At 73.5% G+C, this 25,794-nt stretch carries 22 protein-coding genes; 10 read left to right on the forward strand and 12 right to left on the reverse strand.

All coding sequences use genetic code 11. The features are described 5' to 3' along the window. Positions 1-21 precede the first annotated feature (21 nt). A complete protein-coding gene (locus ABZ818_RS28885; RefSeq protein WP_361420723.1) occupies positions 22-894 on the forward strand; it encodes a class II fructose-bisphosphate aldolase in 873 nt (290 codons plus the stop codon). Here the strand turns inward: ABZ818_RS28885 and ABZ818_RS28890 are convergent. Further along, complete coding sequence (locus ABZ818_RS28890) at positions 884-2,014, reverse strand: methyltransferase (RefSeq protein ID WP_361420726.1); 1,131 nt, start codon at positions 2,012-2,014, stop codon at positions 884-886. The two genes, ABZ818_RS28885 and ABZ818_RS28890, sit on opposite strands and share 11 nt — an antisense overlap. A 49-nt stretch (positions 2,015-2,063) precedes the next feature. Continuing rightward, positions 2,064-3,695 (reverse strand): IS200/IS605 family accessory protein TnpB-related protein, encoded by a 1,632-nt coding sequence (locus ABZ818_RS28895; RefSeq protein ID WP_361420729.1) that lies wholly within the window; start codon positions 3,693-3,695, stop codon positions 2,064-2,066. Positions 3,696-3,909: 214 nt separating this feature from the next. On the opposite strand from ABZ818_RS28895, the gene ABZ818_RS28900 reads away from it, so the two are divergent. The 5 genes from ABZ818_RS28900 to ABZ818_RS28920 all read left to right on the forward strand — a co-directional run bounded on the left by ABZ818_RS28900 (position 3,910) and on the right by ABZ818_RS28920 (position 9,760). Next, positions 3,910-4,560 carry an alpha-ketoglutarate-dependent dioxygenase AlkB gene (locus tag ABZ818_RS28900; protein WP_361420732.1) on the forward strand — a complete coding sequence of 217 codons (651 nt, stop codon included), beginning with the start codon at positions 3,910-3,912 and terminating at the stop codon, positions 4,558-4,560. Positions 4,561-4,620: 60 nt separating this feature from the next. After that, positions 4,621-5,859, forward strand: a complete 1,239-nt coding sequence (locus ABZ818_RS28905; RefSeq protein ID WP_361420735.1) for an ROK family protein — start codon at positions 4,621-4,623, stop codon at positions 5,857-5,859. A 255-nt stretch (positions 5,860-6,114) separates the two neighbouring features. Continuing rightward, positions 6,115-6,420 (forward strand): SHOCT domain-containing protein, encoded by a 306-nt coding sequence (locus tag ABZ818_RS28910; protein ID WP_361420738.1) that lies wholly within the window; start codon positions 6,115-6,117, stop codon positions 6,418-6,420. Continuing rightward, entirely contained in the window at positions 6,417-7,202 is a 786-nt protein-coding gene (locus ABZ818_RS28915) for an ABC transporter ATP-binding protein (protein ID WP_361420741.1), read from the forward strand. Before ABZ818_RS28910 ends, ABZ818_RS28915 begins: the two co-directional genes overlap by 4 nt. Then, entirely contained in the window at positions 7,199-9,760 is a 2,562-nt protein-coding gene (locus ABZ818_RS28920; RefSeq protein ID WP_361420744.1) for an ABC transporter permease, read from the forward strand. The genes ABZ818_RS28915 and ABZ818_RS28920 overlap by 4 nt, the downstream gene beginning before the upstream one ends. Positions 9,761-10,160: 400 nt before the next feature. Here ABZ818_RS28920 and ABZ818_RS28925 read toward each other — a convergent pair whose 3' ends face one another. Both ABZ818_RS28925 and ABZ818_RS28930 read right to left on the reverse strand, forming a co-directional pair. Further along, positions 10,161-10,712 carry an ATP-binding protein gene (locus ABZ818_RS28925; RefSeq protein ID WP_361420747.1) on the reverse strand — a complete coding sequence of 184 codons (552 nt, stop codon included), beginning with the start codon at positions 10,710-10,712 and terminating at the stop codon, positions 10,161-10,163. Between the two features lie 182 nt (positions 10,713-10,894). Continuing rightward, entirely contained in the window at positions 10,895-11,218 is a 324-nt protein-coding gene (locus tag ABZ818_RS28930) for a hypothetical protein (protein WP_361420790.1), read from the reverse strand. Between the two features lie 366 nt (positions 11,219-11,584). On the opposite strand from ABZ818_RS28930, the gene ABZ818_RS28935 reads away from it, so the two are divergent. Further along, the gene (locus ABZ818_RS28935; RefSeq protein WP_361420750.1) at positions 11,585-12,709 is read left to right on the forward strand and encodes a PLP-dependent cysteine synthase family protein; all 1,125 of its coding nucleotides are present in this window, start codon (positions 11,585-11,587) and stop codon (positions 12,707-12,709) included. Between the two features lie 110 nt (positions 12,710-12,819). Here ABZ818_RS28935 and ABZ818_RS28940 read toward each other — a convergent pair whose 3' ends face one another. Next, entirely contained in the window at positions 12,820-13,647 is an 828-nt protein-coding gene (locus ABZ818_RS28940) for a DeoR/GlpR family DNA-binding transcription regulator (protein ID WP_361420753.1), read from the reverse strand. A 418-nt stretch (positions 13,648-14,065) separates the two neighbouring features. On the opposite strand from ABZ818_RS28940, the gene ABZ818_RS28945 reads away from it, so the two are divergent. Then, complete coding sequence (locus ABZ818_RS28945) at positions 14,066-16,360, forward strand: hypothetical protein (protein WP_361420793.1); 2,295 nt, start codon at positions 14,066-14,068, stop codon at positions 16,358-16,360. Here the strand turns inward: ABZ818_RS28945 and ABZ818_RS28950 are convergent. From ABZ818_RS28950 to ABZ818_RS28965, 4 genes are all read right to left on the reverse strand, one after another. Then, positions 16,330-18,768 (reverse strand): right-handed parallel beta-helix repeat-containing protein, encoded by a 2,439-nt coding sequence (locus ABZ818_RS28950; RefSeq protein WP_361420756.1) that lies wholly within the window; start codon positions 18,766-18,768, stop codon positions 16,330-16,332. The two genes, ABZ818_RS28945 and ABZ818_RS28950, sit on opposite strands and share 31 nt — an antisense overlap. A 111-nt stretch (positions 18,769-18,879) precedes the next feature. Further along, entirely contained in the window at positions 18,880-19,479 is a 600-nt protein-coding gene (locus tag ABZ818_RS28955) for a hypothetical protein (RefSeq protein WP_361420759.1), read from the reverse strand. Positions 19,480-19,646: 167 nt separating this feature from the next. Next, positions 19,647-20,471, reverse strand: coding sequence for an MOSC N-terminal beta barrel domain-containing protein (locus ABZ818_RS28960; protein ID WP_361420762.1), 825 nt, complete (start codon positions 20,469-20,471; stop codon positions 19,647-19,649). Between the two features lie 56 nt (positions 20,472-20,527). After that, on the reverse strand, positions 20,528-20,995 hold the full coding sequence (locus ABZ818_RS28965) for a DUF6643 family protein (protein ID WP_361420765.1): 468 nt from the start codon (positions 20,993-20,995) through the stop codon (positions 20,528-20,530). Between the two features lie 297 nt (positions 20,996-21,292). Here ABZ818_RS28965 and ABZ818_RS28970 point away from each other — a divergent pair, with 297 nt between their 5' ends. Next, positions 21,293-22,687, forward strand: a complete 1,395-nt coding sequence (locus ABZ818_RS28970) for a TerD family protein (RefSeq protein WP_361420796.1) — start codon at positions 21,293-21,295, stop codon at positions 22,685-22,687. 12 nt (positions 22,688-22,699) lie between these two features. Here the strand turns inward: ABZ818_RS28970 and ABZ818_RS28975 are convergent, their stop codons facing one another. Beyond that, on the reverse strand, positions 22,700-23,881 hold the full coding sequence (locus tag ABZ818_RS28975; protein ID WP_361420768.1) for a glycosyltransferase: 1,182 nt from the start codon (positions 23,879-23,881) through the stop codon (positions 22,700-22,702). An 85-nt stretch (positions 23,882-23,966) separates the two neighbouring features. Further along, on the reverse strand, positions 23,967-24,125 hold the full coding sequence (locus ABZ818_RS28980) for an Arc family DNA-binding protein (protein ID WP_361420771.1): 159 nt from the start codon (positions 24,123-24,125) through the stop codon (positions 23,967-23,969). 14 nt (positions 24,126-24,139) lie between these two features. Between ABZ818_RS28980 and ABZ818_RS28985 the strand changes: the two genes are divergently transcribed. After that, on the forward strand, positions 24,140-25,363 hold the full coding sequence (locus ABZ818_RS28985) for a transposase (RefSeq protein WP_361420774.1): 1,224 nt from the start codon (positions 24,140-24,142) through the stop codon (positions 25,361-25,363). Between the two features lie 8 nt (positions 25,364-25,371). Here ABZ818_RS28985 and ABZ818_RS28990 read toward each other — a convergent pair. Next, the coding region (locus tag ABZ818_RS28990; RefSeq protein WP_361420777.1) for a transposase at positions 25,372-25,794 on the reverse strand (423 nt) is incomplete at its 5' end.

Here is a 25,794-nt window from a genome sequence, read left to right on the forward strand (position 1 = left end):
CGGCACCGGAAAGGACAGACCGTGCCGCTTGCAGCCACCGGCGAGCTGGTCGCCCGCGCCCACGCCACGCGTTCCGCAGTCGTCGCCTTCAACATCATCACGCTGGAACACCTCGAGGCCGTCGTCGCCGGGGCCGAGGCGGCCGGCGCGCCCGTCGTCCTCCAGGTCAGCGAGAACGCCGTCATGTTCCGCTACGGACGGCTGCTGCCACTCGCCCGCGCCGCCGCCGCGGCGGCCGAACGCGCCACCGTCCCCGTCTCGTTGCACCTCGACCATGTGCAGAGCGACGACCTGCTGCGTCAGGCGGCCGACGCCGGCTTCAGCTCCGTCATGTACGACGCCTCCCGGCTGCCGTACGCGCAGAACCTCGCCGCGACCAGCGCAGCCGCGGCCTGGGCACACGCCCAAGGGCTGTGGGTCGAGGCCGAGTTGGGCGAGGTGGGAGGCAAGAACGGTGCGCAGCCGCTGGACGCCCACGCCCCCGGCGCGCGCACCGACCCAGCCGAGGCCCACGCGTTCGTCACCGGCTCCGGGGTGGACGCCCTGGCCGTGGCCGTCGGCAGCACCCACGCCATGACCGAGCGCACCGCCGCCCTCGACCACGACCTCATCAAGCGACTCGCCGGAGCGCTGGACGTGCCGCTCGTCCTGCACGGCTCATCCGGCGTCCCCGACGGCGAACTGGGCGCCGCCGTCACCGGGGGCATCGCCAAGGTCAACGTCGGCACCGCCCTCAACATCGCGATGACCGCAGCGATCCGCGACTTCCTCGCCGCGCACCCGGAGGCGGTCGACTCCCGCAAGTACCTCAGCGTGGGCCGCGAGGCGATGGTGGGGGAGGTGGAGCGGCTCATCGGCGTGATCGGCTCACGCCGTACGGCACCTACCTCTTGACGGCCCGCAGCACCACGAACTTCGGGTCGCTCGCGACGAGCCGGCTGTTGCCGAACAGCCGGCGCAGCTTGACGTGGTAGCCGAGGTGCCGGTTGCCGATCACCCACAGTTCGCCGCCGGGGCGCAGCGCGCGCCGCGCCCCGGTGAACATCCGCCAGGCCGTCGCGTCCGTGGTCGCCTGGTGCGAGTGGAAGGGCGGGTTGTTCAGCACCAGGTCCACGCTGCCGGCCGGCACCCCGGCCAGCGCGTCGCCGACCCGGAACTCGGCCTGCCCCGGCACGCCGTTCGCCTTGTACGTCCCCTCCGCGGAGGCCACGGCCTGGAACGACTCGTCCGTGAACAGCACCTCGGCGCCGGGGTTCGCCAGCGCCAGCGCCGTACCTACGACGCCGTTGCCGCAGCCCAGGTCCACCACCCGGCGGCCGTCGCCGTCGGGCAGGTGCCGCAGGAAGAAGCGGGTGCCGATGTCGAGCCGGTCGGCGCAGAAGACGCCCGCGTGGTTGACGACGGTCCGCCCGGAGGCGGCGCCGATGCCGTCGGGCAGCGTGTAGGTGTGCGGCCATGGGTTCGCGGGCCGCTCCAGGGAGGGGTCCGGCGTACAGAGGATCAGGCGGGCCTTGCGCCGCGCGAGCGAGGTCCGGGTGGGGCCGAGGATCCGCTCGAACAGCGTCAGCGTGGAGGTGTGGATCTCCTTCACCATCCCGGTGCCGACGACGACCGTGCCCTCGTGCACCGCGGGCGCCAGGCGCAGCAACTGGTCCTCCAGCAGCGCCAGGCTCTTGGGCACCCGCACCAGCAGCACGTCGATCCGGCCGGGCGGGGGGTCCTGCGTGGTCAGCAGGCGCACCGTGCCGGGCTCCGCGCCGCACCGGTCGAGGTTCGCGCGGGTCGCCTCCTGCGTGAGGAAGGAGTCGGTGATCTGCGTCGGCCGGTGCGCGGCCAGCGCCGTGACCAGGGCGCCCCAGCGGTCGCCGACGACCACGACGGTCCCGGACAGATCGGTCCCCTGCTCGTGGAGGTGCCCCAGCAGGTACTCGTCGGCGGCGTCCCAGGCCCGCAGCCGGTCATGCGGGTCCTGCGGGAACCGGGCGAGCTCCAGCTCGCCCCAAGGTGTGGTCATACGGTCGTTCATGGCCCGTCAAGGCTAGCGGAGCCGCAGCTCACCGTTCCTAGGAACTGAGCGGGAGTGAGTCCTGCTGCCAGGACTCGTGTTGCTCAGTCGTGTGTCCCGAACGGTTGTGGGCACACTGGTCGCCCGCTTTCGCTCCGCATCCGGGCGGCACGGATCGTGTCCGCGGTCCGGAGATGCGGGGGCGGGGTCCCTCACGCCCTGGGCTGCCCGGTCGGGCCTGGACGGTCCGATGCCCCACACGATCGCTCCGGTCGTGTGGGGGCGGTGCCGTCCGTCGCCGGATCGGGTGTCCCAGGGCGCGTCGTCCGATCGCCACGGCGGCAGCGTCGTGCCGCGTGGCCTTCCTGTTCTTGCTGGTGAGGGGTTTTTGCCAGTGCTGGGCACCCCAGCGGCTGGTGTAGGCCGGGTCGACGGCGACGACGGTGACGCCCAGTTCGGCGGCCATCGACACCAGCCTGGCCCGCAGCCTGTCGGTGGGCATCCCGGAGATCAGCCTGCGGAACCGCTTGCGGCGCCCGTGCTTCTCCCGGGTCGTCTCCGCGGCGAAGTCCAGGTCCTCGATCGCGAGGGCCAGGTCGTGCCGTGCAGTCCAGTGCAGGAGGCGGATCAACGCGTGGCGCACCTGCGCGTCGCGGTGGTCCGCGCTGCCGGTCAGGGTGTAGTCGAATCGGCGGGGCTCGCCGACGGGGTTGCCGTGCCCATCCAGGCGCCAGGCGGCCAGGTGGTCGGCGTTCATGTCCACCCCGGCCAGCCCGCCCGCGCGGACCGCCTCCAGCGGCACCGTCTGCATCTGCGGGGTCTGCCAGGAGGCGGTCACGTACCAGCGGCCCCGGTCCGTGTCGTGGTGGATGCGGTAGGCCACGGCCCGGCTCGCGGCGATGCGGTCGGCCCACTGCTCGCCGCGGTGGCGGAAGACGGCCCGGCAGGCGAGCACGTACCGGCCGTGGGGCGCGTTGGCCAGGTCGGCCAGCGGCGCCGGGAGCTTGATGCTCACCCCACCGTCCGGTGAGACGCGGATCGTCTCGTTGCCGTACCGCTTGCCGGACTCCCCGTCGGCCTGCAGGAACCACCGCTGCGCCTGCCACCTCTGCCGCCAGTCGGCCTCGCTCATCCGGGCATCCTGAAGGTGGTGCCGGGCGTGAAGCAGCTTCCTGCCGCCGCGCACCACGCGCACCCGTCCGGACTCCCAGTCGGCCCGCACCCGCTCCAACCGGTCCTCAAGCACGCGCAGGCGCCGGGCCTTGGCGAACCACTCCCGCCGGGAGCGGTAGCCGCCCGGCGCGCCCCGGGAGCCCTTGGCCCCGAGCGGCTCCGCGAGCCGGCGCCTGATCGTGTCGATGCCCGCCCGGAGACTCTGACGGTGGGCGAGCTGCCCGCGCCGGGCCAAAGCCCACTGATCGTGCGTGGCCCGGGTGATGCTGCCCGCCCAGCGGGAGGACGACTGGCCGGTCAAAGCCTGCTTGCGCCGTGCCCACTGCTCGCCGTCGTGGCCCAGGCCCGCCGCGCAGCGCGCCCGCAGATCGCCCGAGGCCAGCGAGCCGAGCAGAGTGCCGACCCGACGCAGCACCGCCTCGTCCTGCCCGGACAAGCCGTTGAGACCGGAGCGGACCGCAACCCCGGACGGGCCGGGTACCACGAACGCCGCCGTCACCTCACGCAACCCGCCCACACCCCCCGCCCGACACCGAAGGACCCCTCACCGCACCCAACGACCACCCCGGTCAAAGGTCACGCATTCGAAACCAGAACGCCCGTCGCCCTGCCGCCCACTGCCTTCCCACACCACGGCCGTCACCACGACGCTCACTCATGCACACCAGAACTTGCTCAACCACTGCCGACCGACAGCAGCTCACAACCCCGTGTCCGGCAGGATGGGAAGCATGGACGCCGAGCTGTTCCCGCGCGACCGCAGGCAGATCGCACCGGGCGCCGTGCACCTGCCGGACTGGCTGGATCCCGCCCGGCAGCGCGCGCTGCTCGCCGCCTGCCGGGAGTGGGCCCGTCCGCCGGCCGGCCTGCGCACGGTGCGCACACCCGGCGGCGGCGCGATGACCGCCCGGCAGGTCTGCCTGGGCCGGCACTGGTACCCGTACGGCTACGCCGGCACCGCCGTCGACGGCGACGGCGCCCCGGTGAAGCCGTTCCCCGCGTGGCTGGACGAGCTGGCCCGCGACGCGGTGACCGACGCGCTGGGCCCCCGCGCGGCCGGCCCGGCGCCGTACGACATCGCCCTGATCAACTTCTACGACGCCGAGGCGCACATGGGCTTGCACCGCGACAGCGACGAGGAATCCGGCGCGCCTGTGGTGTCCCTGAGCCTCGGCGACACGTGCGTGTTCCGCTTCGGCAACACCGAGACCCGCACCCGGCCCTGGACCGACGTCGAACTGCGCAGCGGAGACCTGTTCGTGTTCGGCGGGCCGTCCCGCCTCGCGTACCACGGGGTGCCGCGCGTCCATCCGGGCACGGCACCAGCCGAGTTGGGGCTGACCGGACGGCTGAACATCACCCTCAGGGTGGGCGGCTTCTAGCCCGGCCCGCCGGACGAGTCGCCGGTCACCGGACGTGCGGATCATGGGAGACTCGCCCCCATGAGCGGCAAGGCGGACCCCCGGACGGCGGGGGAAGGGAGCACCTCCAGGACACGGCTGGACCGGGGGCGCGGGGCGCTCGGGCCCGCGTTGGAACTCGTGCATACCGGGCGCGCCCCGACCCGCGCGGTCCTCACCTCCGAGCTGGGGGTGACCCGGGCGACGGCCGGCGCGGTGGCCGCCGAACTGGAGGCGCTGGGCCTGATCCGCGTGGACGCCCGGCCCGGCGCGGCGGCCGGTTCCCAGGGACGCCCCTCGCACCGCCTGGCGGTCGCCGAGGACGGGCCCGTCGCCCTCGCCGCGCAGGTGCACGCCGACGGATTCCGCGCCGCCCTGGTCGGCCTCGGCGGCCGGATCGTGGCGACCGCGCCCGGCTGCGGGACCGTCGACGCCGACCCGGCCAAAGTGCTCGGCTCCGTCGTCGAGGCCGGCGCGGAGCTACTGCGCACGACCGGCCGGCGCTGCGTCGGCGCCGGACTCGCCGTACCGTCCGCGGTCGCCGAGCCGGAGGGCCTCGCCCTCAACCCGCTCCATCTGGCCTGGCCCGCCGGAGCGCCGGTGCGGCGCGTCTTCGCGCAGTGCGTGCGCGCGGCCGGGATCACCGGACCGGCCTTCGCCGCCAACGACGTCAACCTCGCCGCGCTCGCCGAGCACCGGCACGGCGCCGGGCGCGGCGCCCGCGACCTGCTGTGCGTGGCGACCGGGCACCGGGGCGTGGGCGGCGCGCTGGTCCTGGACGGGCGGCTGCACACGGGCAGTTCGGGCCTGGCGCTGGAGGTCGGCCACCTCACCGTCAACCCCGAGGGCCGTTCCTGCCACTGCGGCAGCCGCGGCTGCCTGGACGTCGAGACGGACCCGCTGGCCTTCCTCACCGCCGCGGGCCGCGAACCGGGCCCCGAGGTGTCCCTGCTGCGACAGGCCGAGGACCTGATCCGCGACCAGTACGACGACCCGGCCGTCCGCGGGGCCGTCGAAGCCCTCGTCGACCGCCTCGGCCTGGGCCTGGCCGGCCTGGTGAACATCCTCAACCCGGACCGGATCATCCTCGGTGGACTGCACCGCACCCTGCTCGACGCCGCCCCCGACCGCCTGCGCGCCGTCGTCGCCGACCGCAGCCTGTGGGGCCGGAGCGGCGTCGTCCCGATCCTCTCCTGCACCCTCGACCACAACAGCCTGGTCGGCGCGGCCGAACTGGCGTGGCAGCCGGTCCTGGACGACCCGCTGGCAGCCCTGACCTGACCCGGCCCCGGCGCCCCCGGTACTTCCCGCGCGGTAGTCTCCCCGCCCGCCGGACCGCGGCCCGCGCCGGATCCGCCCGGCGAGCCCAGGCAGGCCGCACGGAGCAGCCGCGGCACGCCCCCGTACTCCCCGGGAGGTAGCCGCACTGCCGCTGGCCGTACGACGACCCGGAGCCCCTCCCCGAGCCACTGTCGATGCAGCACCGGAGAACTCTCCGCAGCCTCTCGGCAGACCCCTCAAGGGAGATGAACCAAGATGCAGACCCTGGCGAACTGGGACGGCGGCCCCGGGCCGTGGATCCTCTTCTTCCCGCTCTTCTGGGCGGCCGTCGTCGTCGGCGCCGTCACCCTCCTGCGCCGTACCGCCCGGCGCGGCCGCGGCGCACCCTGGCGCGGCATGGACACCGGGCCCTGGCGCGGCCCGGACGGGCGCCCCGCCGCCGACTCGCCGCTCGCCGTCCTCGGCCGCCGCTTCGCCTCCGGCGAGATCGACGAGGACGAGTACTGGCGCCGGCTGTCGGTGCTCGAGGAGCAGTTCGGCCGCACCGGCGGTGCCCGGTGACCACCACGCCCGCCTCCAGCACCTCTTCCACCACACCCACCACATCCGCCACCAGGACGGCCGCGCGGGTCGTCGACGCCGTGAAGGTCCACGGCGCCGGCGACACCGCCGTACGGGCCCTGGACGGCGTGAGTGTCGGCTTCCCGGCCGGGCGTTTCACGGCGATCATGGGCCCCTCGGGCTCCGGCAAGTCCACCCTGATGCACTGCGCGGCCGGGCTCGACACGCTCACCTCCGGCAGCGCGTACATCGGCGAGACCGAACTGGGCGGCCTCGACGATCGCCGGCTGACCCTGCTGCGCCGCGACCGCGTCGGCTTCGTCTTCCAGGCGTTCAACCTGGTGCCCACCCTGACCGTCGCCGAGAACATCACGCTGCCCCTCGACCTGGCGGGCCGCCGGGGCGACCCCGAGTGGATCGACGCGCTCGTCGAGATCGTCGGCCTGCGCGACCGCCTGCACCACCGGCCCTCCGAACTCTCCGGCGGACAGCAGCAACGCGTCGCGGTGGCCCGTGCGTTCGCCGCCCGCCCGGACGTCGTCTTCGCCGACGAGCCCACCGGCAACCTCGACTCCCGCTCCGGCCAGGAGGTGCTCGGCCTGCTCGGCCGCGCGGTGCGGCAGACGGACCGCACGGTCGTCATGGTCACCCATGACCCGGTTGCCGCCGCCCACGCCGACGAGGTGCTCTTCCTCGCCGACGGACGCCTCGTCGACCGTATGGAGTCCCCGACCGCCGACCGGGTCCTGGACCGGATGAAGGCCTTCGAGGTGCGGACATGAACGCCTCCGTGCGCCTGAGCCTCTCCTCCCTGCGCGCCCACCGACGGCGCTTCGCCGGCACCTTCCTCGCCGTGTTCCTCGGCGTCGCCTTCCTGGCCGGAACCCTGGTCATGGGCGACACCCTGCGCGCCAGTTTCGACTCCATGTTCGGCAAGGCGACCGACGGCACGGACGCCGTCGTCCGCAGCGCCGACGTCATCACCGCGGCCGGCGAGGGCCAGGGCGTACGCAGGTCGGTGGACACCGCGCTGGTGAGGACCGTCGAGCGGCTCCCCGGTGTCGCTGCCGCCGCCCCGGACATCCAGGGCGCGGGCCAACTCCTCGGCCGCGACGGCGAACCCATCGGCGGTCAGGGCCCGCCCACCCTCGCCGGCAACTGGATCACCGACCCGACGCTCAACCCGTACCGGCTCGCCGAGGGGCGCGCCCCCGCGAAGTCCGGCGAGGCCGTCGTCAACCGCGGCGCCGCGAAGAAGGGCGGCCTGCGGATCGGCGACACCACGACGCTGCGCACCCCCGACCCCGTCAAGGTGACGATCGTGGGACTGGCGACCTTCGGCGGCGAGGACGGCATGGCGCAGGTGACCTTCACCGGGCTGACCCAGGCCGACGCCGAGAAGTACCTGACCGCCCGGCCCGGAGAGGCGGCGAGCATCGGGGTGCGGGCCGGGCCCGGCGTGGGCCAGGCCGAGCTGGTGCGGCGGCTGACGCCCGTGCTGCCCAAGGGCGTCGAGGCGATCACCGGCCAGGAGGCCGCGCGGGAGAACACCGACATGATCTCCAGCCAGTTCCTGACCGTCTTCACCACGTTCCTGCTGGTGTTCTCGGGCGTCGCGCTGCTGGTGGCGACCTTCTCCATCCACAACACGTTCGCGATCGTCGTCGCCCAGCGCACCCGCGAGAACGCGCTGCTGCGCGCGCTGGGCGCCTCCCGCCGCCAGGTCACCGCCGCCACCCTCGTGGAGGCGAGCGCCGTCGCGCTGACCGCGTCCGCCGCCGGGCTGGCGGGCGGCATCGGGATCGCCGCCGGGCTCCAGGCGCTGTTCCCGGCGATCGGATTCCCCTTCCCGGAGGGCAGCCTGGTCGTCCGGCCGCTGTCGATGGCACTGCCGCTGGTGGTCGGTGTCGTGGTCTGCCTCGGCTCCGCGCTGACGCCCGCCGTACGGGCCGGCCGCACCGCACCCATGGCCGCGCTCCGCGAGACGGCCGTCGACACCTCCGGCGCCTCCCGCCCGCGCGCCGTGGCGGGAGCGGTCCTCGCAGCGACGGCCGTCGCGGTGACCCTCGCCGGTGTCCTGGTCTCCCCGTCCGTATGGGCGGCCGGAGTCGGCGCCGTCCTCGCCCTGGCCGCCTTCGTGGTGCTCGGCCCGGTCGCCTCCGCCACCGCCGTCCGGCTGCTCGGCGGCCCCCTGGGCCGGCTGCGCGGCATCACCGGCCGTCTGGCCCGGCGCAACGCGTTGCGCAGCCCGAAGCGCACCGCGGCCACCGCGAGCGCGCTGATGATCGGGGTCGCCGTGGTGTCGCTGTTCACGGTCTTCGGCGCCTCGCTCAAGGCCACCATGGACCAGACCGTCTCCCGGTCCTTCGCCGGCGACCTCGCCGTGAGCACCCCCTCCTTCGGGGCCGGCGGCAGCGGTCTGAGCCCGCGGCTGGCCGGGGCGATCCAGCGGCTGCCCGAGGTGGACACGGCCGTCGGACTCGGCCGGGGCGTCGCCGAGGTCGACGGCGAGGGGAGGGCCCTGACCGTCACCGACCCGGTCGCGCTCGCCCGCACCTTCGACCTCGGAACCGTGGACGGCTCCCTGAACGGCCTGGGCACCGACGGCATCGCCGTCACCCGCGAGGAGGCGGACCGGCGGGGCCTGACGACGGGGGACCGGGCACGGCTCACCTTCACCGACGGCACCGCGCGGACCTTCACCGTCCGCGCGGTCTACGGCCGGTCCGAACTCGCCGGCGACTACGTCGTCAGCCGCTCCGCCTGGGCCCCGCACCGCACCCAGGACTCCGACAGGCTCGTCGGCGTCTCCCTCCGGCCCGGCGTGAGCGCGGAGGCGGGCAAGGCAGCCGTCGAACGGGTCGCCGCCCGGTACGGCGACCCGCAGGTGCAGACCCGCGACGAGTACGCGCAGTCCTCGGCGGCCGGGATCGACATGATGCTGACGCTGGTCTACGCGCTGCTCGCCCTCGCGGTGTTCATCGCGCTCCTCGGCATCGCCAACACCCTCACCCTGGCGATCCACGAGCGGACCCGCGAACTCGGTCTGCTCAGGGCCGTCGGCCAGACCCGGTCCCAGCTGCGGGCCATGGTCCGCTGGGAATCGGTCCTGGTCGCCGCGTTCGGCACGGCGGGCGGGCTCGCCCTTGGCGCCTTCCTCGGCTGGGTGCTGGTGAAGGCGTCCGACGGCGAGAGCGGGACCGCGTTCGCCTTCGCGGTACCGCCGGCGCAGCTGCTCGTGGTGGCGCTGGTGGGGATCGCGGCGGGCGGGCTCGCGGGGCTGCGCCCGGCCCGGCGCGCCGCCCGGCTGGACGTGCTGCGGGCCATCGCCACAGAGTGAACACCGAGGCCGAGGCCTCACCGCGACCCCGGCCCTGCGGTCACTGCGACTCCGGCCTGCGACCGCGGGCCCGGCGGTCACTGCCACTCCGGGCCCGGCGGTCTCCGCGGGACTCCGGCACACCACCGGGCGGTGACCGGGCCGCAACCCGGTCAGCGCCCACGGCTCTTCACCGCCCTGGGCCTGTACGGCCACGACCCGGCACCGCCCTGGGTCCGTATGGCCTACGGCCCATCGCCTGTCACCGTCCCGGGTCCGTATGGCCTACGGCCGACGGCGGGTCACCGCCCTGGGCGCGTACGGCCTACGGCCCGTCACGGTCCATGCCCCGTCACCGCCCCGGCCGCCACCCCGTCAGCCGACCTTGGCCGACGCGGTCGGCCGACGACGGCGGACCCGGTCAGCCGACGACGGCGGACCCGGCCGGAGCGTGCACCGGCCGGACGGGCCGGACGCCGTCGAGCGCGGAGGCGGCCTCGGCCAAGCGGCGCGCGGACTGCTCCGCGGTCACGAGCGTCGGCACCCGGGCCGGCACCGTGACCGAGGGGGCGGCGGTCGGCAGGGTGAACCAGACGACCTTGCCCTGCTCGCCGTCCGGCCGCGCGCCCCAGCTCTCGCTCATCGCGGCCACCATCGCCAGCCCCCGCCCTTCGGTGGCGAGCGGCGCGATGTCACCCATCTTCTCCACCACCGGGAGCCGAGGGTCGTGGTCGCGCACGGAGACCGTGAGCCGCTCGAGCAGCAGTTCGAGCTCCACGGTGCACAACTTGTCGGGTCGGGCGTGCTGGTGGACGTTGGTCAACAGCTCCGTCACACCGAGCGCGGCCCGGTCTATCAGAGGGTCCAGATGCCAGTAGCGCAAGTGCGCCGATACGATTCTGCGGACTTGGCCGATCCGCGACGGCAGGGCTTGGAGCTCCACCGTGCAGTGCCTGCTTGGGTGACTGATCACGGCTGCGACTCCCCGACGTTGAGGTCCGGAAGAACACGACGTTTCGGATGCAGCAGGACGCCTGCGTGACATTGCCGCCTGCTGTCTGGCCGGCGGGCTGGTTCGCAGCGTTATCGCCGGTAAACCCTGAGTGACGTGAGACAAGCGTGGCCCACGGGGTGGGGTCACGCAACTCGCCTCGCTCAGCCGCCGCGGCGAGCCGCCCGACGGACGGCCTCGACGAACCGGCGGGCCGCGGGGGGCCCCGGCTCGCCCGGTGCGGGGTCGTGGTCGCCCAGGGTCAGCTGGTACCGCTGCCCGTCCAGGTCGGCCAGCGCCCGGTCGTCCGGGGCGTACCAGGGCTGGGACGCGCGCACCGACCGCACCGGCGCGCTGTCGATCTCACTGCCGTTGCTGGTCAGCAGCTCCAGCCTGCCGTCGCGGATCCGGACCCGTCCGGCCCGGGTGAGTGAGCGCAACCGCTTGTCGATGCGTACGCCCGTGGCCGTGAACTCCGGTTCGGCCATCTCCCGCCCCTTCGTGCGTGTCGCCGGCTCCCGCTCCGCCCGGTCCACGAGCCGGCCCGGCTCGTTCGCGATCCCGTGTGTCACGGCCGGCGCTTCGTCCCGCCGCGGTGCAGTCTGCACGCCTTCGGCACGGAGCACCAGTGCGCGGGGAGCGCTCGCGGGTGGCGCCCGGAGCACTCGCGCGAATGCGCCCCCACCCGTGCGCCCCCTCGGCGCGGAACGGCCCCGGTGAGGTGTGATCCCAAGCATCTCCTTGAGCCGCTCAAAGATGCGTTTATGCAGGTGAGAAGCGTGTTGAAGGTGTCTATCATCGAGCGTGTCCGGCCGCGCGGGACGCCGCCGGCGCACAGCGTAAGGAGCCCCGCCGTGAGCACCACCGAGCAGCGCCGGACCGGCGACACCCTCGACGTCGACCGCAGCGACAGCGGATACCGGGACTGGCTGAAAGAAGCCGTCCGCAAGGTGCAGGCCGACGCCAACCGCTCGGCCGACACCCATCTGCTGCGCTTCCCGCTGCCCGAGGAGTGGGGCATCGACCTGTATCTGAAGGACGAGTCGACGCATCCGACCGGCAGCCTCAAGCACCGGCTGGCGCGGTCGCTGTTCCTGTACGGGCTGTGCAATGGCTGGATCCGCCCGGGCCGCCCGGTCATCGAGGCCTCCAGCGGCTCGACGGCCGTCTCGGAGGCGTACTTCGCGAAGCTGATCGGCGTGCCCTTCATCGCGGTCATGCCGCGCACGACCAGCGCCGAGAAGTGCCGCCTGATCGAGTTCCACGGCGGGCGGTGCCACTTCGTGGACGACCCGCGCACGATGTACGAGGCCTCCGCCGCCCTCGCGGCCGAGACCGGGGGCCACTACATGGACCAGTTCACCTACGCCGAGCGGGCCACGGACTGGCGCGGGAACAACAACATCGCCGAATCCATCTTCCGGCAGCTGGAGTTGGAGCGCTTTCCGGAGCCGGCGTGGATCGTCGCCACCGCGGGCACCGGCGGCACCTCCGCGACCATCGCGCGCTACGTCCACTACATGCAGTACGACACCCGCGTCTGCGTCGCCGACCCCGACAACTCGTGCTTCTTCGAGGGCTGGACCACCGGCGATCCGGACGTCACCTGCGACCGCGGCTCGCGCATCGAGGGCATCGGGCGGCCGCGCATGGAACCGAGCTTCGTGCCCGGGGTCATCGACCGCATGATGAAGGTGCCGGACGCCGCCGCCGTGGCCGCCGTACGCGCCCTGGAGCGGGCCATCGGCCGCAAGGCGGGCGGCTCCACCGGAACGGGCCTGTGGAGCGCCCTGAAGATCGTCGCCGAAATGCTGGCCGAGGGCCGCCAGGGCAGCGTCGTGACCCTGCTGTGCGACCCGGGCGACCGCTACCTCGACAAGTACTACTCCGACGCCTGGCTGACCGAACAGGGCCTCGACAGCACCCCGTACACGCAGGCACTGGAGTCGTTCCTGACGACCGGGGAGTGGCCGGCCTGAGAGGCCCCGTACGGCCCAACGGCCCGGATCCTCGGACCGGCCGGCCCGGAGGGGGAGCGGAAGGGGCGCGGACGGTCGGCCCGGTACGGCCGGCCCTCGCCGACGTTCCCTCAGATGTCCGTCTCGTCCGCGGTCTCGCCCGCCAGCACCAGCCGCAGGTGCTCCGAGACCTCGGCGCGTGCCTCCGCGGGCAGCCCCGCGTCCGTCACCAGCGTGTCGATCCGGTCCAGCGCGGCGAAGGAACTCAGGCCCACCACACCCCACTTGGTGTGGTCGGCGACCACCACCACCCGGCGCGCCGACTGGACCAGCCGCCGGTTGGTCTCGGCCTCCGCCAGGTTCGGCGTGGACAGGCCCGCCTCGGCCGATATCCCGTGCACACCCAGGAACAGCACGTCGAAGTGGAGCGAGGCGATCGCCTGGTCGGCCACCGGGCCCACCAGCGAGTCGGACGGCGTACGCACCCCGCCGGTCAGCACGACCGTCGCCGCGCCCTGCCGCTGACCGGAGGTGCGCTGCGCCGAGTGGAAGACGTCGGCGACCCGGACCGAGTTGGTCACCACCGTCAGATCCGGCACGTCGAGCAGGTGCTGGGCCAGCGCGTACGTCGTCGTACCGCCCGAGAGGGCGATCGCCGTGCCCGGCGAGACCAGCCGGACCGCCGCCCGCGCGATGTCCTCCTTGGCGGTCAGCTCCAGACCCGACTTGGCCTCGAAGCCCGGCTCGTGCGTACTGGCCTCCACCACGGGAACCGCGCCGCCGTGCACCTTCTCCAGCACGCCCTGCCGGGCCAGCGCGTCCAGATCGCGGCGCACCGTCATGTCCGACACGCCGAGCTTCCGGGTCAGCTCGTTCACCCGGACACCGCCGCGGCGCCGGACCTCGTCCAGGATCAGGGTGCGCCGCTGCTCCGCGAGGAGGTTCTGATTCTCACTCACGTGCGCTCCGGTTCCTTTCGCCTCAAGCCGTCCGACCCGCCCCGCGCATCCGCCGGCGACGAGAAGGTCCGTCATGTCCTCCGGTGCGCGGACCACCCATCCTTTCACGGGGTGGTTTCCATCGCGCCATCGCCCGACCGACGCGTGCATGACATCGTTGCCCTCCCCATGAACGCCTCTCGTCACCCGGATCGGGGAGATTCGGTGACGAGGGGTGTGCCGCGTGCCACGGGAGGCGATCCTGGTGTCCGCACGGACACAGACCGATGGACGCGTCACGGGGGAAGTGCGAACAGTGGAACGTGCGCAGCGGCAACCGGAGACCGCCGGGGCCGACGGCCCCGCCGCACCCGACGAGCCGACCGGATGCACCCTGGAGCTCCTGGTCCACGGCGTCGGCGGCACCACGCCCGAGAAGATGCTGGACGCCCCGCGCACGGTGCGGATCACCGGCGACGACACCGCGGCCGTCTTCCGGCGCGCGGAGGACGTCGACGCCGAGAACCGTCCGGACGAGGAGCGTGAACACCGGGGCACGCCGGTGCCCGAGGCGTACGTCTGGTGCAACCTCACCTCCGGCAACGGCGCCCGCGCCCTGTGGCTGTTGCTGCTGCCGTTCATGGTCGTCAACCTCGCCCACTGGATGCGCCCCGGAGCCCCCGGCCGCCCGCGCGCCGTGAGCCTGTACGGACTGCTGGTGCGGCTGGTGGGTCTGACCCTGACGGTGCTGCTCGTCGCCGCCGCCTGCGAGGTCGCCCTCGACCTCACGGCCTGGCAGTGCGCGGGCACGCACGCGTGTGCCGCACGGCACTCCTGGCTGGGCTTCCTGTCGCCCGCGGCCGGCGGCTGGTGGAGCGCGCCCGGCCGCCGGCTCGCCCTGGCCGCCCTGGTGCCCGCCGCGCTCACCGGGCTGCTGTGGTACCTGGCGCACCGCACCTGGAGCGCCTACGAGTCCCAGCAGCCGATCTCCCGCGACCCGGAGCCCGAGGACGACTCCGGCAACGGATCCCTGAGCCGTCCCGGCTTCTGGTACGGGCGCCGACTGGTGGCCCGGCTGCGCGCCGCGCACACCGCCGCGGGCCTGCTGACGGTCGCCGCGACGATCGCCGTGCCCACGGCGGCCCTCGACCGCGGCCCCGGCGGCGCCCAGACCCTCGACGCGGCGGGCCGGCTCCTGCTCACCGCCCTGCTCGTCTGGTCCACCGCCGTCGTCTGGGTCGTCTGCCGCCGGGGCCGCACCGAGCACCTGCTCGACCGTCAGCTGGACCGCCACGTCGTCCGGCGGCTGCCGCTCGGCGCCCTCCTGCTGCTCCTGCTCACCGCCGTGTACGCCGGATGGTCGCGCCCGGGCTGGCAGTCCACCGGCCGGCTGGCGGGCGACACCGCCTTCGGCGGCATCGCGCTGGGCCAGGGCCTCCTGGTCGTCGCCCTCGCAGCCGTCGCCCACGCGCTGTACCGCACCCGACCCGACCCGCGGGCCGCGTTGCGGGGCCTGGGCGGACCCGCGGTCGCGATGCTGGCCTGCGCACTCGGCGGCGTGATGTCCGGCGGGGTCTGCCAGCGCGTGGCCGACTGGCTGGACGGCACCGGCGCCTCGATCCCGGGCCCGCCGGTCCTGCTCACCTGGCAGGCCTCCATCATCCCGCCGCTGCTCGTCGTGCTGCTGGCGCTCTGTGCCCGGCTGGCCCGGCGCGCCAGGCGGCTGGCCCGCGCCGAACGCCCCGCGGTGGAACGCGACCACCCCGGCGAGCCGGCCGACCCCGAGCGCACCCGCCGGATCGCCCGCACCCGGGCGATGGCCACCCTCACCGACGACGGCCCCCTCCTGGTCGGCGCCACCTCCGCCGTCACCCTCCTCCTGGGCGCCGGCGCACTCGTCGGCGCCCTCGGCACCGACCGGACACCGGCCGGGGCCGCGGCGGGAACCCACCCCGTCCTGCACGGCGCGGCCCAGACCGCGCAGGCACTGGGCTCCTGGCTCATCGGACTGGGCTTCATACTCTTCGTCACCTGGGGCCGGCGCGCCTACAAGGACGCCTCCGCCCGGCGCACCATCGGCATCCTGTGGGACGTCGGCACCTTCTGGCCGCGCGCCGCCCACCCCTTCGCCCCGCCCTGCTACGCCGAACGCGCCGTGCCCGACCTCACCTGGCGGATGGCGACCTGGACCCGGGCGACCGGCGGACGGCTGGTGCTGTCCGGGCACTCCCAGGGCAGTGTGCTGGCCGCCGCCGCGGCCTGGCAGCTCGCCCCGCCGGTCCGCAAGCGCGTCGCCCTGCTCACCTACGGATCCCCGCTGGAACGGCTCTACGGACGCTGGTTCCCGGCCCACTTCGGCCCGGCCGCCCTCGGCGCCCTGCACCGGGACGTGGACTGCTGGCGCAACCTGTACCGGATCACCGACCCCATCGGCGGCCCGGTCCGGCTGCCCGGCGACTGCGGCCCCGAGGTGGACCGCGCCCCGCTCAAGGACCCGCTCGCCTACGGCCGCACCGCACGCCATCCGCTGCCCGCCCCGGTCCTGGGCCACTCCGACTACCAGGCGGACCCGGCCTTCGACGAGGAACGCCGCCGACTGCTGGCCCGGCTGCGCCCGGACCTGCCGGGGCCCCGCCACGGGCAGCCCGACGTCCCGGTCGGAGAAGCGGACACCGGTCCGGAGCCGCCGGGCGCGCCCGGCTCTCAGGGCAGCGCGGGCAGGTCCTCGGCGTAGAGCAGCGTCAGATCGTCCGTGCTCGGTTCGGCGAGCTGGGCGACCCGGCCGGCGTGCCGCTCCACCATGGCCTCGAAGGTCTGCCGCGCCGTGCGGCCGTTGCCGAACGCGGGGCCCTTGGGGACCGCGGTGAAGTACGCCAGCAGGGCCTCGGTCGTGTCCGGAGCCAGCCGGTACTCGTGCTCCTCGGCCTGCTGCTCCACGATCCGCAGCAGTTCGTCGGGGCCGTAGTCGCTGAAGGTGATGGTGCGGGAGAAGCGGGAGGCCACACCCGGGTTGACGGACAGGAAGCGCTCCATCTCGGCCGTGTAGCCGGCGACGATCACCACGACCGCGTCCCGCTGGTCCTCCATCAGCTTCACCAGCGTGTCGATGGCCTCCTTGCCGAAGTCGCGCCCGGAGTCCTCCGGGGAGAGCGCGTACGCCTCGTCGATGAACAGCACTCCGCCGCGGGCCCGTTCGAAGGCCTCCTGGGTGCGGATCGCGGTGGATCCGATGTGCTCGCCGACGAGGTCGACGCGGGACACCTCCACGAGGTGGCCCTTCTCCAGGACACCGAGGGAGGCCAGGATCTCGCCGTACAGGCGGGCGACCGTGGTCTTGCCGGTGCCGGGGGAGCCGGTGAAGACCAGATGCCGCTTGACCGAGGCGGCCTTCAGCCCGGCCTGCTGACGGCGCCGGCCCACCTCGATCATGTCGGTCAGGGCGCGCACCTCCTGCTTGACGCTGTCCAGGCCGACCAGCGTGTCGAGTTCGCCGAGGACGTCCTTCGCGGTCCGCGCGGGCGTTTCCGGCTCACCGGCGGTCACCAGCGGCTCCTGCTCGGTGGTGCGCTGCCCGGGGATCGCGCCCAGCAGGCCGGTGGACGGGGGCGCGGCCTGCACGGCCGTCTCCCGGGCCACGAGCGGGCGCACGCCGCCGCTCTCGTCGCTGGTGCAGTCCTCTACCACGGGGCCCGACCCGGCCCCGGCGTCCGGCCCGCCGTCCGCGAACTCGTAACCCCCGCGGGCGCACCGCTCCGTACGGCACTTCTTCAGCGTCGTACGGCAGCCGTCGATCACATGGAAGCCGTAGCCGCCGCTGCCCGTCACCCGGCAGCCCAGGAAGCTGCCGCGGCCCCCGGCGGAGACATAGAAGCCGGCCTCGGCGGGGGAGGTGACCGTGCACCGCTCGATGGTGGGGTCGGCGCCCTTGGTGACGATCACGCCGGTCTGGGTGTCGTCCACGGTGCAGTTGTTGAGCGTGCCGCCGCTGCCGTGGTCGCGGAACCAGGCGCCCGTGGCCGCGTCCTTGATGCGGCAGTCGTCGAGTTGCGCGGTGGCGCCGTCGCTCACCGACACCGCCGTGTTGCGCACCTGGGACAGATCGCTGTCGACGACGTCCGCGCGGGAGCCGCGGTCCAGCACGAACAGCGCGTCGGGCACGTCGTGCACCCGGCAGGAGTCGAGTACCGCGGTGGCGCCGTCGCTGACCCACACCGCGGGGTAGTCGCCGGTGCTGTCGAAGATCTCGCACTGGTTGGCGTCCACGCGCGTGCCCGGGTCCCACACCGACAGGCCGTTGCGCCCGAACTGACGCACCGTCGTCCGCGTCAGCGTCAGCACGGAGCGGGAACGCAGGTCCACCGCGTTCTCCGGGATGTCGTGGATGCGGCAGTCGGCCAGCGTCAAAACGGCGTCGGTGTCGAGCGTGACACCGTCCGCGGCGGTGCGGTGCACATCGCAGTCGGTGAGGTGCGCGGTGGCCCGCCCGGTGATCTGTACACCGCTGCCCCGGACCTCGTAGACCTCGCAACCCACCGCCTCCAGGGCGGAGTTGTCGCCCGTCGCCGTGAGACCCGCGCCGGAGGTGTGGTGGATGCGGCAGTTCTCCAGCCGGGGGTGGGCGCCACCGCGGACCGCCACGCCCGACTGCCCGGCCGCGACGACCTCGCACTCCTCGAACACCCCACCGCCGCCGTCGAGTACGGCGATGCCGATACCGGCCGGGTTGTCGACCGTGCAGCGCCGCACGGTGGGCCGGGCGCCGCCGCGTACCTCGATGCCGGCCGCGGACCGGGTCACGATCCGCACGTCCTTGAGTTCCGGCGCGCCCTCCTCGACCAACAGGGCGGGCGCGGCGGCGTCCTGGCCCTCGACGTGCAGGTCCTGGACGACCGCGGAGGCACGCACGGTCAGGGGCACCCCCTCCGTGGGGGCGATGCGTACCGAGCCCGGGGCGCCCTCCGGGCCGCGCAGGGTCACCGCCCGCTGTACGACGAGGTTCTCCCGGTAGGTGCCCGGGGCGACGGTGAGCACGTCACCGTCGGCCGCGGCCTCCAGGGCGGCGGCGAGCGATGTGTACTCACCCGTGCGGCGCCGCCACCGCGATGTGCCGGTGTGCGTCACCTGGACCGTGCCCTGTGCCATGGCGCTGCTGTGCCCCCACCTCGTCGTACGCGGGTTGGTTGATGCCGAGTGCGTCGGCCGGTCCACCGTAGCGTGCGCGCGGACGCTCGGTTGACCGGAGCCCAAAGGCCGTCAGCTGCCGGTGCCGGTACGGCCCCAGTCCGGGCCCGTGCGGTCCCAGGCCTGGTCCCAGCGTGCGTACCGCCGGCGGACCAGGCGCCAGACGATCAGCCGGCGTATCCCCTCCACCAGGCCGACGGCCAGCATGCCCGCGCCGCAACCGGCCAGCACCGCATGGGTCGTGGCCGTCGTGGAGTCCAGGGGGCGCGTCACGGTGCGGCCGTGCCCGTCCGTCCACAGTGTGAAGTGGTCGCCGGGGTGGGGGGACCCCAGGCTCGTCGTGACCGGGCCGTGCTGCCGGGTGCCGTCCGGGGCCGTCCAGTCGGCGAGGACGCGGCTGCGCAGCTCCCGTCCCGTGGTGATCTCCGGGTCGGGATCCGGCCGGTTCAGTATCCGCACCACCGTGGCCGCCACCGGGTGCCGGGACTGGCGCTGCTCGCGCACGGACTGCTGAAGGGCGTCCTGGGCGACGAAACCGGCGAGGGAGCCGAGCACGGGGGCCGCGACCAGGATCAGCAGCAGCGCCACCAGGGCCACCCAGGCCTCGACGAGATCGGTCGTGCGCCGCAGCGGGTTGTGCCGCCAGCGCCAGATGCCACTGATCGGTCGCACGGATACCGCACCCCCCTTCCCCCTCCGTGATAACCCCCGCCGGAACAGTTCGCCCCCTCGCCGGCCGAAGAGAGAGGGAAATCACCTCGGGCCGGGCATTCTCACGAACTCCTCACGAAAGCCCAACGACCTGTCCCCGCCCCGGGGTTCCCGCCCGTGGCCGGAAGTCAGTCGAGAACGGTGACCGGGTCGCCGAGCCGGATGGTGCCGGTGGACTCGGGCACCAGGTTCTGGCCGAAGACCAGTTCGCCTCCGAAGCGGCGGTGGCGACCGAGGGTGCGCAGCGGTTCCTTGCCGCGGGCGCCGGTGGCCTGGTCGGTGGTGGTCACCACGCACCGTCCGCACATCTTGGCGACCCGGAAGGGGACCTCCCCGATCGCGATGCGCGACCAGTCGTCCTCGGCCCAGGCGGGGGTGCCGGCCACCACGACGTTGGGCCGGAAGCGGTTCATGGGCAGCGGGCCCTCGTCGGCGTGATCCCCCTCGGCGATCAGGGAGTTGAGGGAGGCGAGGGAGGAGAGCGTGGTGAGCAGCAGCGGGAAGGCGTCGGCGAAGCTCACCGTCTCGCCCGGCAGGGCGTAGGCCGGGTCGATGGGCCGGCGCGTGGCGGGATCGTCCAGGTGGACCAGGCGGACGTTGTTCCCGGTGAGGCCGCTGCACCAGGCGTGGGCGGCGTCGTCCGCCGGGACGGCCTCCACCTTCTCGCCGAAGATCTCCACGGTCACCGTGTCGCCCGGCGCGGGGACGGAGACCGTGACCGGGGCGCGTCCGGGCGCGGAAAGACGGAGGCCGCCACCAGGCTCGGGCTCGGCGGCGGCCAACGCGAGGTGCGGCTGCTGGCGTTGCGTGACGACCTTTCCCCCGTCGTCGATCAGCGCCCAGCGCCGGTCCCCGTCCAGCCCCCAGGGCTGGACGACGGCCTCCGCGAGCGGGACGGCTCGCAGTGCCTTGACCGGGTGGATGTGCAGCGCGTGCAGTTCCGCGTTCCCCATGGCCTCATCCTGCCAGGCGGCACGGACAGCCGGGGAGCGGACGGCCCTGGAATGGATCAGTAACCGCGGTACTGCTGGTTGCCGTACGGGTCCTGGTAGGGCGCCGGGGCGGGCCGCGGGGTCGCGGGACGCATGGCCTCGTAACCGGTGCCGCTCGCCATCGGGCGTGGCGGCTGCGGCTGCTGCGGGCCGGGATACCCGCGCGGCGCGGAGGCCTGTTGCGGGATGTAGGGCGTGGGCGCCGGCTGCGGGGGGACGGGCTGCGGCGCCTGCGGGTAGCCGTAGGAGTGCTGGGACGGGGCCGCCGGGAGGGCGGGCAGCGCCGAAGGTAGCGCGGGCAGGTTGCTGCCGGTGCTCATCGGGCCACCCGCGGTCAGGTGGCTGCCCGTGTCGTACGGCGCCGGAACACGGATGGGGGCGATCTGCGGGGTTCCTCGCTCGGCCACGAGCGAGTCGTAGATCGGGGTGTCCGGGAAGGAGGCGGAGTAGTAGCCGCCGCCATAACTGGAGCGGGGGGAGGTCATGGCCATAAGTAAAGCCCACGATGTGCTGGTTGGGGAGACCGATAAGAAGGTTGTTTTCCGTGTCGGCAGTGACGTGAGGTCCCCAATATGAGCGAACTTGGCCAAAAAGGGGCATCGAGCAAGGCTCGGGTGGTGTATAAGCCTGATCTTCAGGCCGGGTTACCGGCGGTCGGCCAGGCGTGTTCCGGTGCTTCTCATGGGAGTTCGGTGTCATCGGGCTTAGGTTGGTCGGGTAGCGAGCCGACGGACTGCCGGGGCCACGGCCTGTCCGACATGTGATGGGGGCGAAAGATGTCCATGCCGAAGGGGTCCAACACGCCGGTGCCAGCCACCGCGCTGCGCGTCGAGGTGGGCTGGCGCCCCGGTCCGGGCATCCCCGACGCGGATGTCTCGGCGCTGCTGCTGGTGGGCGGAAAGGTGCGTTCCGACGCGGACTTCGTCTTCTACAACCAGCCGGCCCACCCCTCAGGCGCGGTCCGGTACGAGGGCAAGGACACCCTCGGCGGCCAGGTGACCGACACCCTGCTCGTCGACCTCGCGCGCGTGGAGCCCTCGATCGAGAAAGTGGTGCTCGCCGCCTCCGCCGACGGCGGCACCTTCGGACAGGTGCCCGGCCTCTACATCGAGGTCCGGGACGCCGCTCGCGGCACGGTGGCCGCGCGGTTCGACAGCACCGGCGCGAGTGTCGAGACGGCGTTCGTGCTCGGCGAGTTCTACCGCCGTCAGGGCGCCTGGAAGTTCCGGGCCGTCGGCCAGGGCTACGGCAGCGGACTCGAGGGCCTGGCCACGGACTTCGGCATCACCGTGGACGAACCGCAGCACACGCCGCCGCCCCCGGCGCCGACTCCGCAGGCATCCGGCACGGCGCCGCCGCCACCCGCGCCGGCCCCCTTCCCGGCCACGCCCCCGCCGCCGGTCGGACCGCCGGTTCCGCTCCCGCCGCCGGTCGCGCCCCCGGTCACCGCGCCGCCGTCCGGCGCACCCGCGTCGCCGTTCGGCACACCCGCGCCCACCATGCCCGCGTCCGCCACGCCCACGCCCGCCGCGGCCCCGGTCCGCCTGAGCAAGGTGACGCTCACCAAGGCGGCCCCCTCGGTGTCGCTCGCCAAGCAGGGCGGAACCGCGGGCGCCATGCGCGTGAACCTCAACTGGGAGGTGCGCAAACAGTTCTCCGGCTGGGGCAGCAAGCGCGGCCGTGCGGTGGCCATGCACAGAGACCTCGACCTCGACCTGTGCGCCCTCTACGAGCTGTCGGACGGCCGCAAGGGCGTCGTCCAGGCCCTCGGCAACGCCTTCGGCGCGCTGCACCGGCCGCCGTACATCCACCTCGACGGCGACGACCGCACCGGCGCAGTCGCCGACGGCGAGAACCTCACCATCAACCTCGACCACAGCGGCGACTTCCGCCGCATCCTCGTCTTCGTGACCATCTACGAAGGCGCCCGTTCCTTCGCCGACCTGCACGCCACGGTCACCCTCCAGCCGCAGCATGGCGCCCCCGTCGACTTCTCCCTCGACGAGTGCACGGTGCCCTCGACGGTGTGCGCGCTCGCCCTGATCACCAATACCGGCGGCGACCTCGTGGTCCAGCGGGAGGCGCGCTACCTGGTGCCCGACCGCGGGGTGAGCCCGCAACGCACCATCGACCGCGCCTACGGCTGGGGCATGAACTGGACCCCCGGCCGCAAGTGAACGCTCACCGGCTCATCCTTCGTCGGGCACGGCGTCCGGACGCGCGTACGTGCGGCCCTTCCAGGCCGCACCGCGGCCCCGGTAGTGCTGCACCGCCGAGTCGACCGTCATCAGCAGATAGAGGAACGCGGTGAACGGCAGCAGGGGGGCGAGCCACAGAGGCTGCCGGTAGTAGCGGAGCATCGGGATGTACGTCGCCGCCATCACCAGCCAGGCCGAACCACCGGCGAGCGCCGCCCCCGCGTCGCCCGCCGCCAGGCCCACGGCCAGCGCCACCGGCGGCACCAGGTACACCAGCGCCAGCCCGGCGACCGTGCCGAGCAGCAGCAGCGGGTTGTGGCGCAGCTGCGCGTAGGCGCTGCGCGAGACCATCCGCCACAGGTCGCGCAGCCGCGGATAGGGGCGCACGCTGTCCACCCGCTCGGCCAGCCCCAGCCAGATGTGGCCGCCGCCGGCCTTGACGGCCCGGGCGAGGGCCACGTCGTCGATCACCGCCTGCCGGATCGCGTCCGGGATCCGCGCCCGCTCGGCGGCCTCGGCGCGCAGCAGCACGCAGCCGCCCGCGGCCGCCGCCGTCCGCGCCCCGCGGCGGCCGATCCGGCGGAAGGGGTACAGCTGCGCGAAGAAGTAGACGAAGGCCGGTACGACGAGCCGCTCCCACCGGCTCTCGACGCGCAGCCGGGCCATCTGCGAGACGACGTCGAAGCCCCCGGTGCGTGCCGCCGCCACCAGATGGCGCAGGCTGTCCGGGGCATGGGCGATGTCGGCGTCCGTCAGCAGCAGGTAGGCGGGGCCACGCGCGCGTGCCAGGCCGATGCCGTGCCGTACCGCCCACAGCTTGCCCGTCCAGCCGGCGGGCGGCTCACCTGGTGAGGCCACGGTCAGCGGCAGCCCGCCGTGCCGTCGCGCCAGTTCGCGGGCCAGCTCCCCGGTGCCGTCGCGGCTGCCGTCGTCGATCAGGAAGACCTCCGCCCGGCCCGGGTAGTCCTGGGCGAGCAGGGAGGGAAGGCTCTCGGGCAGGACGTCGGCCTCGTCCCGTGCGGGGACGACGACGCACACCGACGGCCAGTCGCCCGGGGCCGGGTCCTCGTGGGGTGGAAGTCTTACGTCCGTACGCCAGAAGAAGCCCTGGCCGAGCAGCAGCCACAGCCAGGCGGCGAGTGATCCGACGGCACTCCACTCGATCACGCTCACCGAGCCCCCTTCGAGGAAGCCCCGGCCTTCAGGCCGGGGAGGAATCGAACTCCTGCGGAGCAGGACAAGGAAAGAGGAATCGCCGTCAGGGCGATTCGTCATCTCCACCCGCATCGGTGAGGGCGACCTCAAGCAGGTGGACGATCTCAGAGTTGAGGGACCGCCGGTCTGAACGGGCCTGTTCAACCAGCCGTGCGTGCAGGTCGGTTGGGAGTCGGAGGGAGATTCTCTTCTCATCAGCCATGCTAAAATGATGCCATGACGGTGCCGCAGGGAGCCAGGGATGCCGGGCACGCCCGGTACGCCTTCAGGCTTCGCGTGTCGTCGACCGCTCGCACCGCGCTGCTCGCCGAGTGGGACCGCTGCCGGTGGGTGTGGAATGAATGCGTCGCCAAGTCCCGGCAGGTGCACGCACACAATCGGGCGCACCCCGAGGGCAAGCTGACCTGCGGTCCGGCGCAGCTCGACAAGATGCTGACCGAAGCCCGCAGCAAGCTGCCGTGGCTGCGGGACGGCGCGAGCGTCCCGCAGCAGCAGACGATCCGGGACTTCGCCAAGTCCCGCTCCAAGGCGTTGAAGGACATCGAACGCCGCCTGCCGGTCAAGCAGCGCGCGGGCATGCCCCGGCATAAGCGCAAGCGCGACGCCGAGCCGACGCTGAACTACACCACTCGAGGGTTCCGGCTGAAGGACGGCCGCCTGCACCTTGCGGGCGGCATCGCCGTGATGGTGGTGTGGTCGCGTGAACTGCCGTCCGCTCCGTCGTCGGTGCGGGTGTACCGGGACAGCCTCGGCCACTGGTACGCGTCGTTCGTCGTCGCCACCGAGGTGCAGCCGCTCCCCGCCACGGGCGCGGTCCTCGGTGTCGACTGGGGCGTCAAGGAGACCGCCACCACCACATCGGACGCGCACGACCTCCCGCACGCCGAACACGGCAAGCGGGCCGCGCAGCGTCTCGCCCGGTATCAGCGGATGATGGCCCGCCGCCGGCCCGCCAAGGGGCAGGCCGCGTCCAAGGGCTACAGGAAGGCGCAGCGGCAGGCCGCACAGGTCTCCAAGAAGGTTGCCCGGCAGCGGCAGGACACCGCCCGCAAGTGGGCCAAGCGCGTCGTCCGCGACCACGACGCCATCGCTGTCGAGGACTTCCGGCCGAAGTTCCTCGCCAAGACCACCATGGCCCGCAAGGCGGCCGACGCCACCATTGGCGCCACCAAGATGGCCCTGATCGAGATGGGCCGCAAGCATGGGCGGGACGTCCGTCTCGTGAATCCCGCGCATACCACCATGGATTGCGCATCGTGCGGAGCGAGAACCAAGCACGCACTTCCTCTTTCGGAACGTACCTACACCTGCACCGCGTGCGGAGTCGTGTCCCCCAGGGACAAGAACTCCGCCCGCGTGATGCTGGTCCGGGCTGGTCTCATCCCGGCTGGTGTCGAGGGCGTAAGACCTCCGGGGGCGCTGCTCCCGGAGGCTTCCTAATGCTGTTGTCAAGCGGCGGCAGTGACTGGTGGTGTGACCTGGTAGCACCGTCGGTCACGGATGAGTGCCCACAGGACGTTGACGCGTCGGCGGGCGAGGGCGAGGACGGCTTGGACGTGCTTCTTCCCTTCGGCGCGTTTGCGGTCGTAGAACTTCCGGGAGTTTGGGTCGTAGCGGATGCTGACGAGCGCGGAGGTGTAGAAGACGCGTTGGAGTCTGCGGTGGTAGGCGATCGGCCGGTGGAGGTTGCCGTGGACTTTGCCCGAGTCGCGGGGCGCGGGGGCGACGTCGGCGAAGGCTGCCAGGGCGTCGGGGGAGTCGAACTCGTCCAGGTCGCCGCCGACGGCGGCGAGGAACTCCGCGCCGAGCACGGCGCCGATGCCGGGGACGCTCAGGAGGATGTCGGCGAGTTCGTGCTCGCGAAACCGGCC

Source organism: Streptomyces sp. NPDC047453 (genome assembly GCF_040643155.1).
GTDB lineage: Bacteria > Actinomycetota > Actinomycetes > Streptomycetales > Streptomycetaceae > Streptomyces.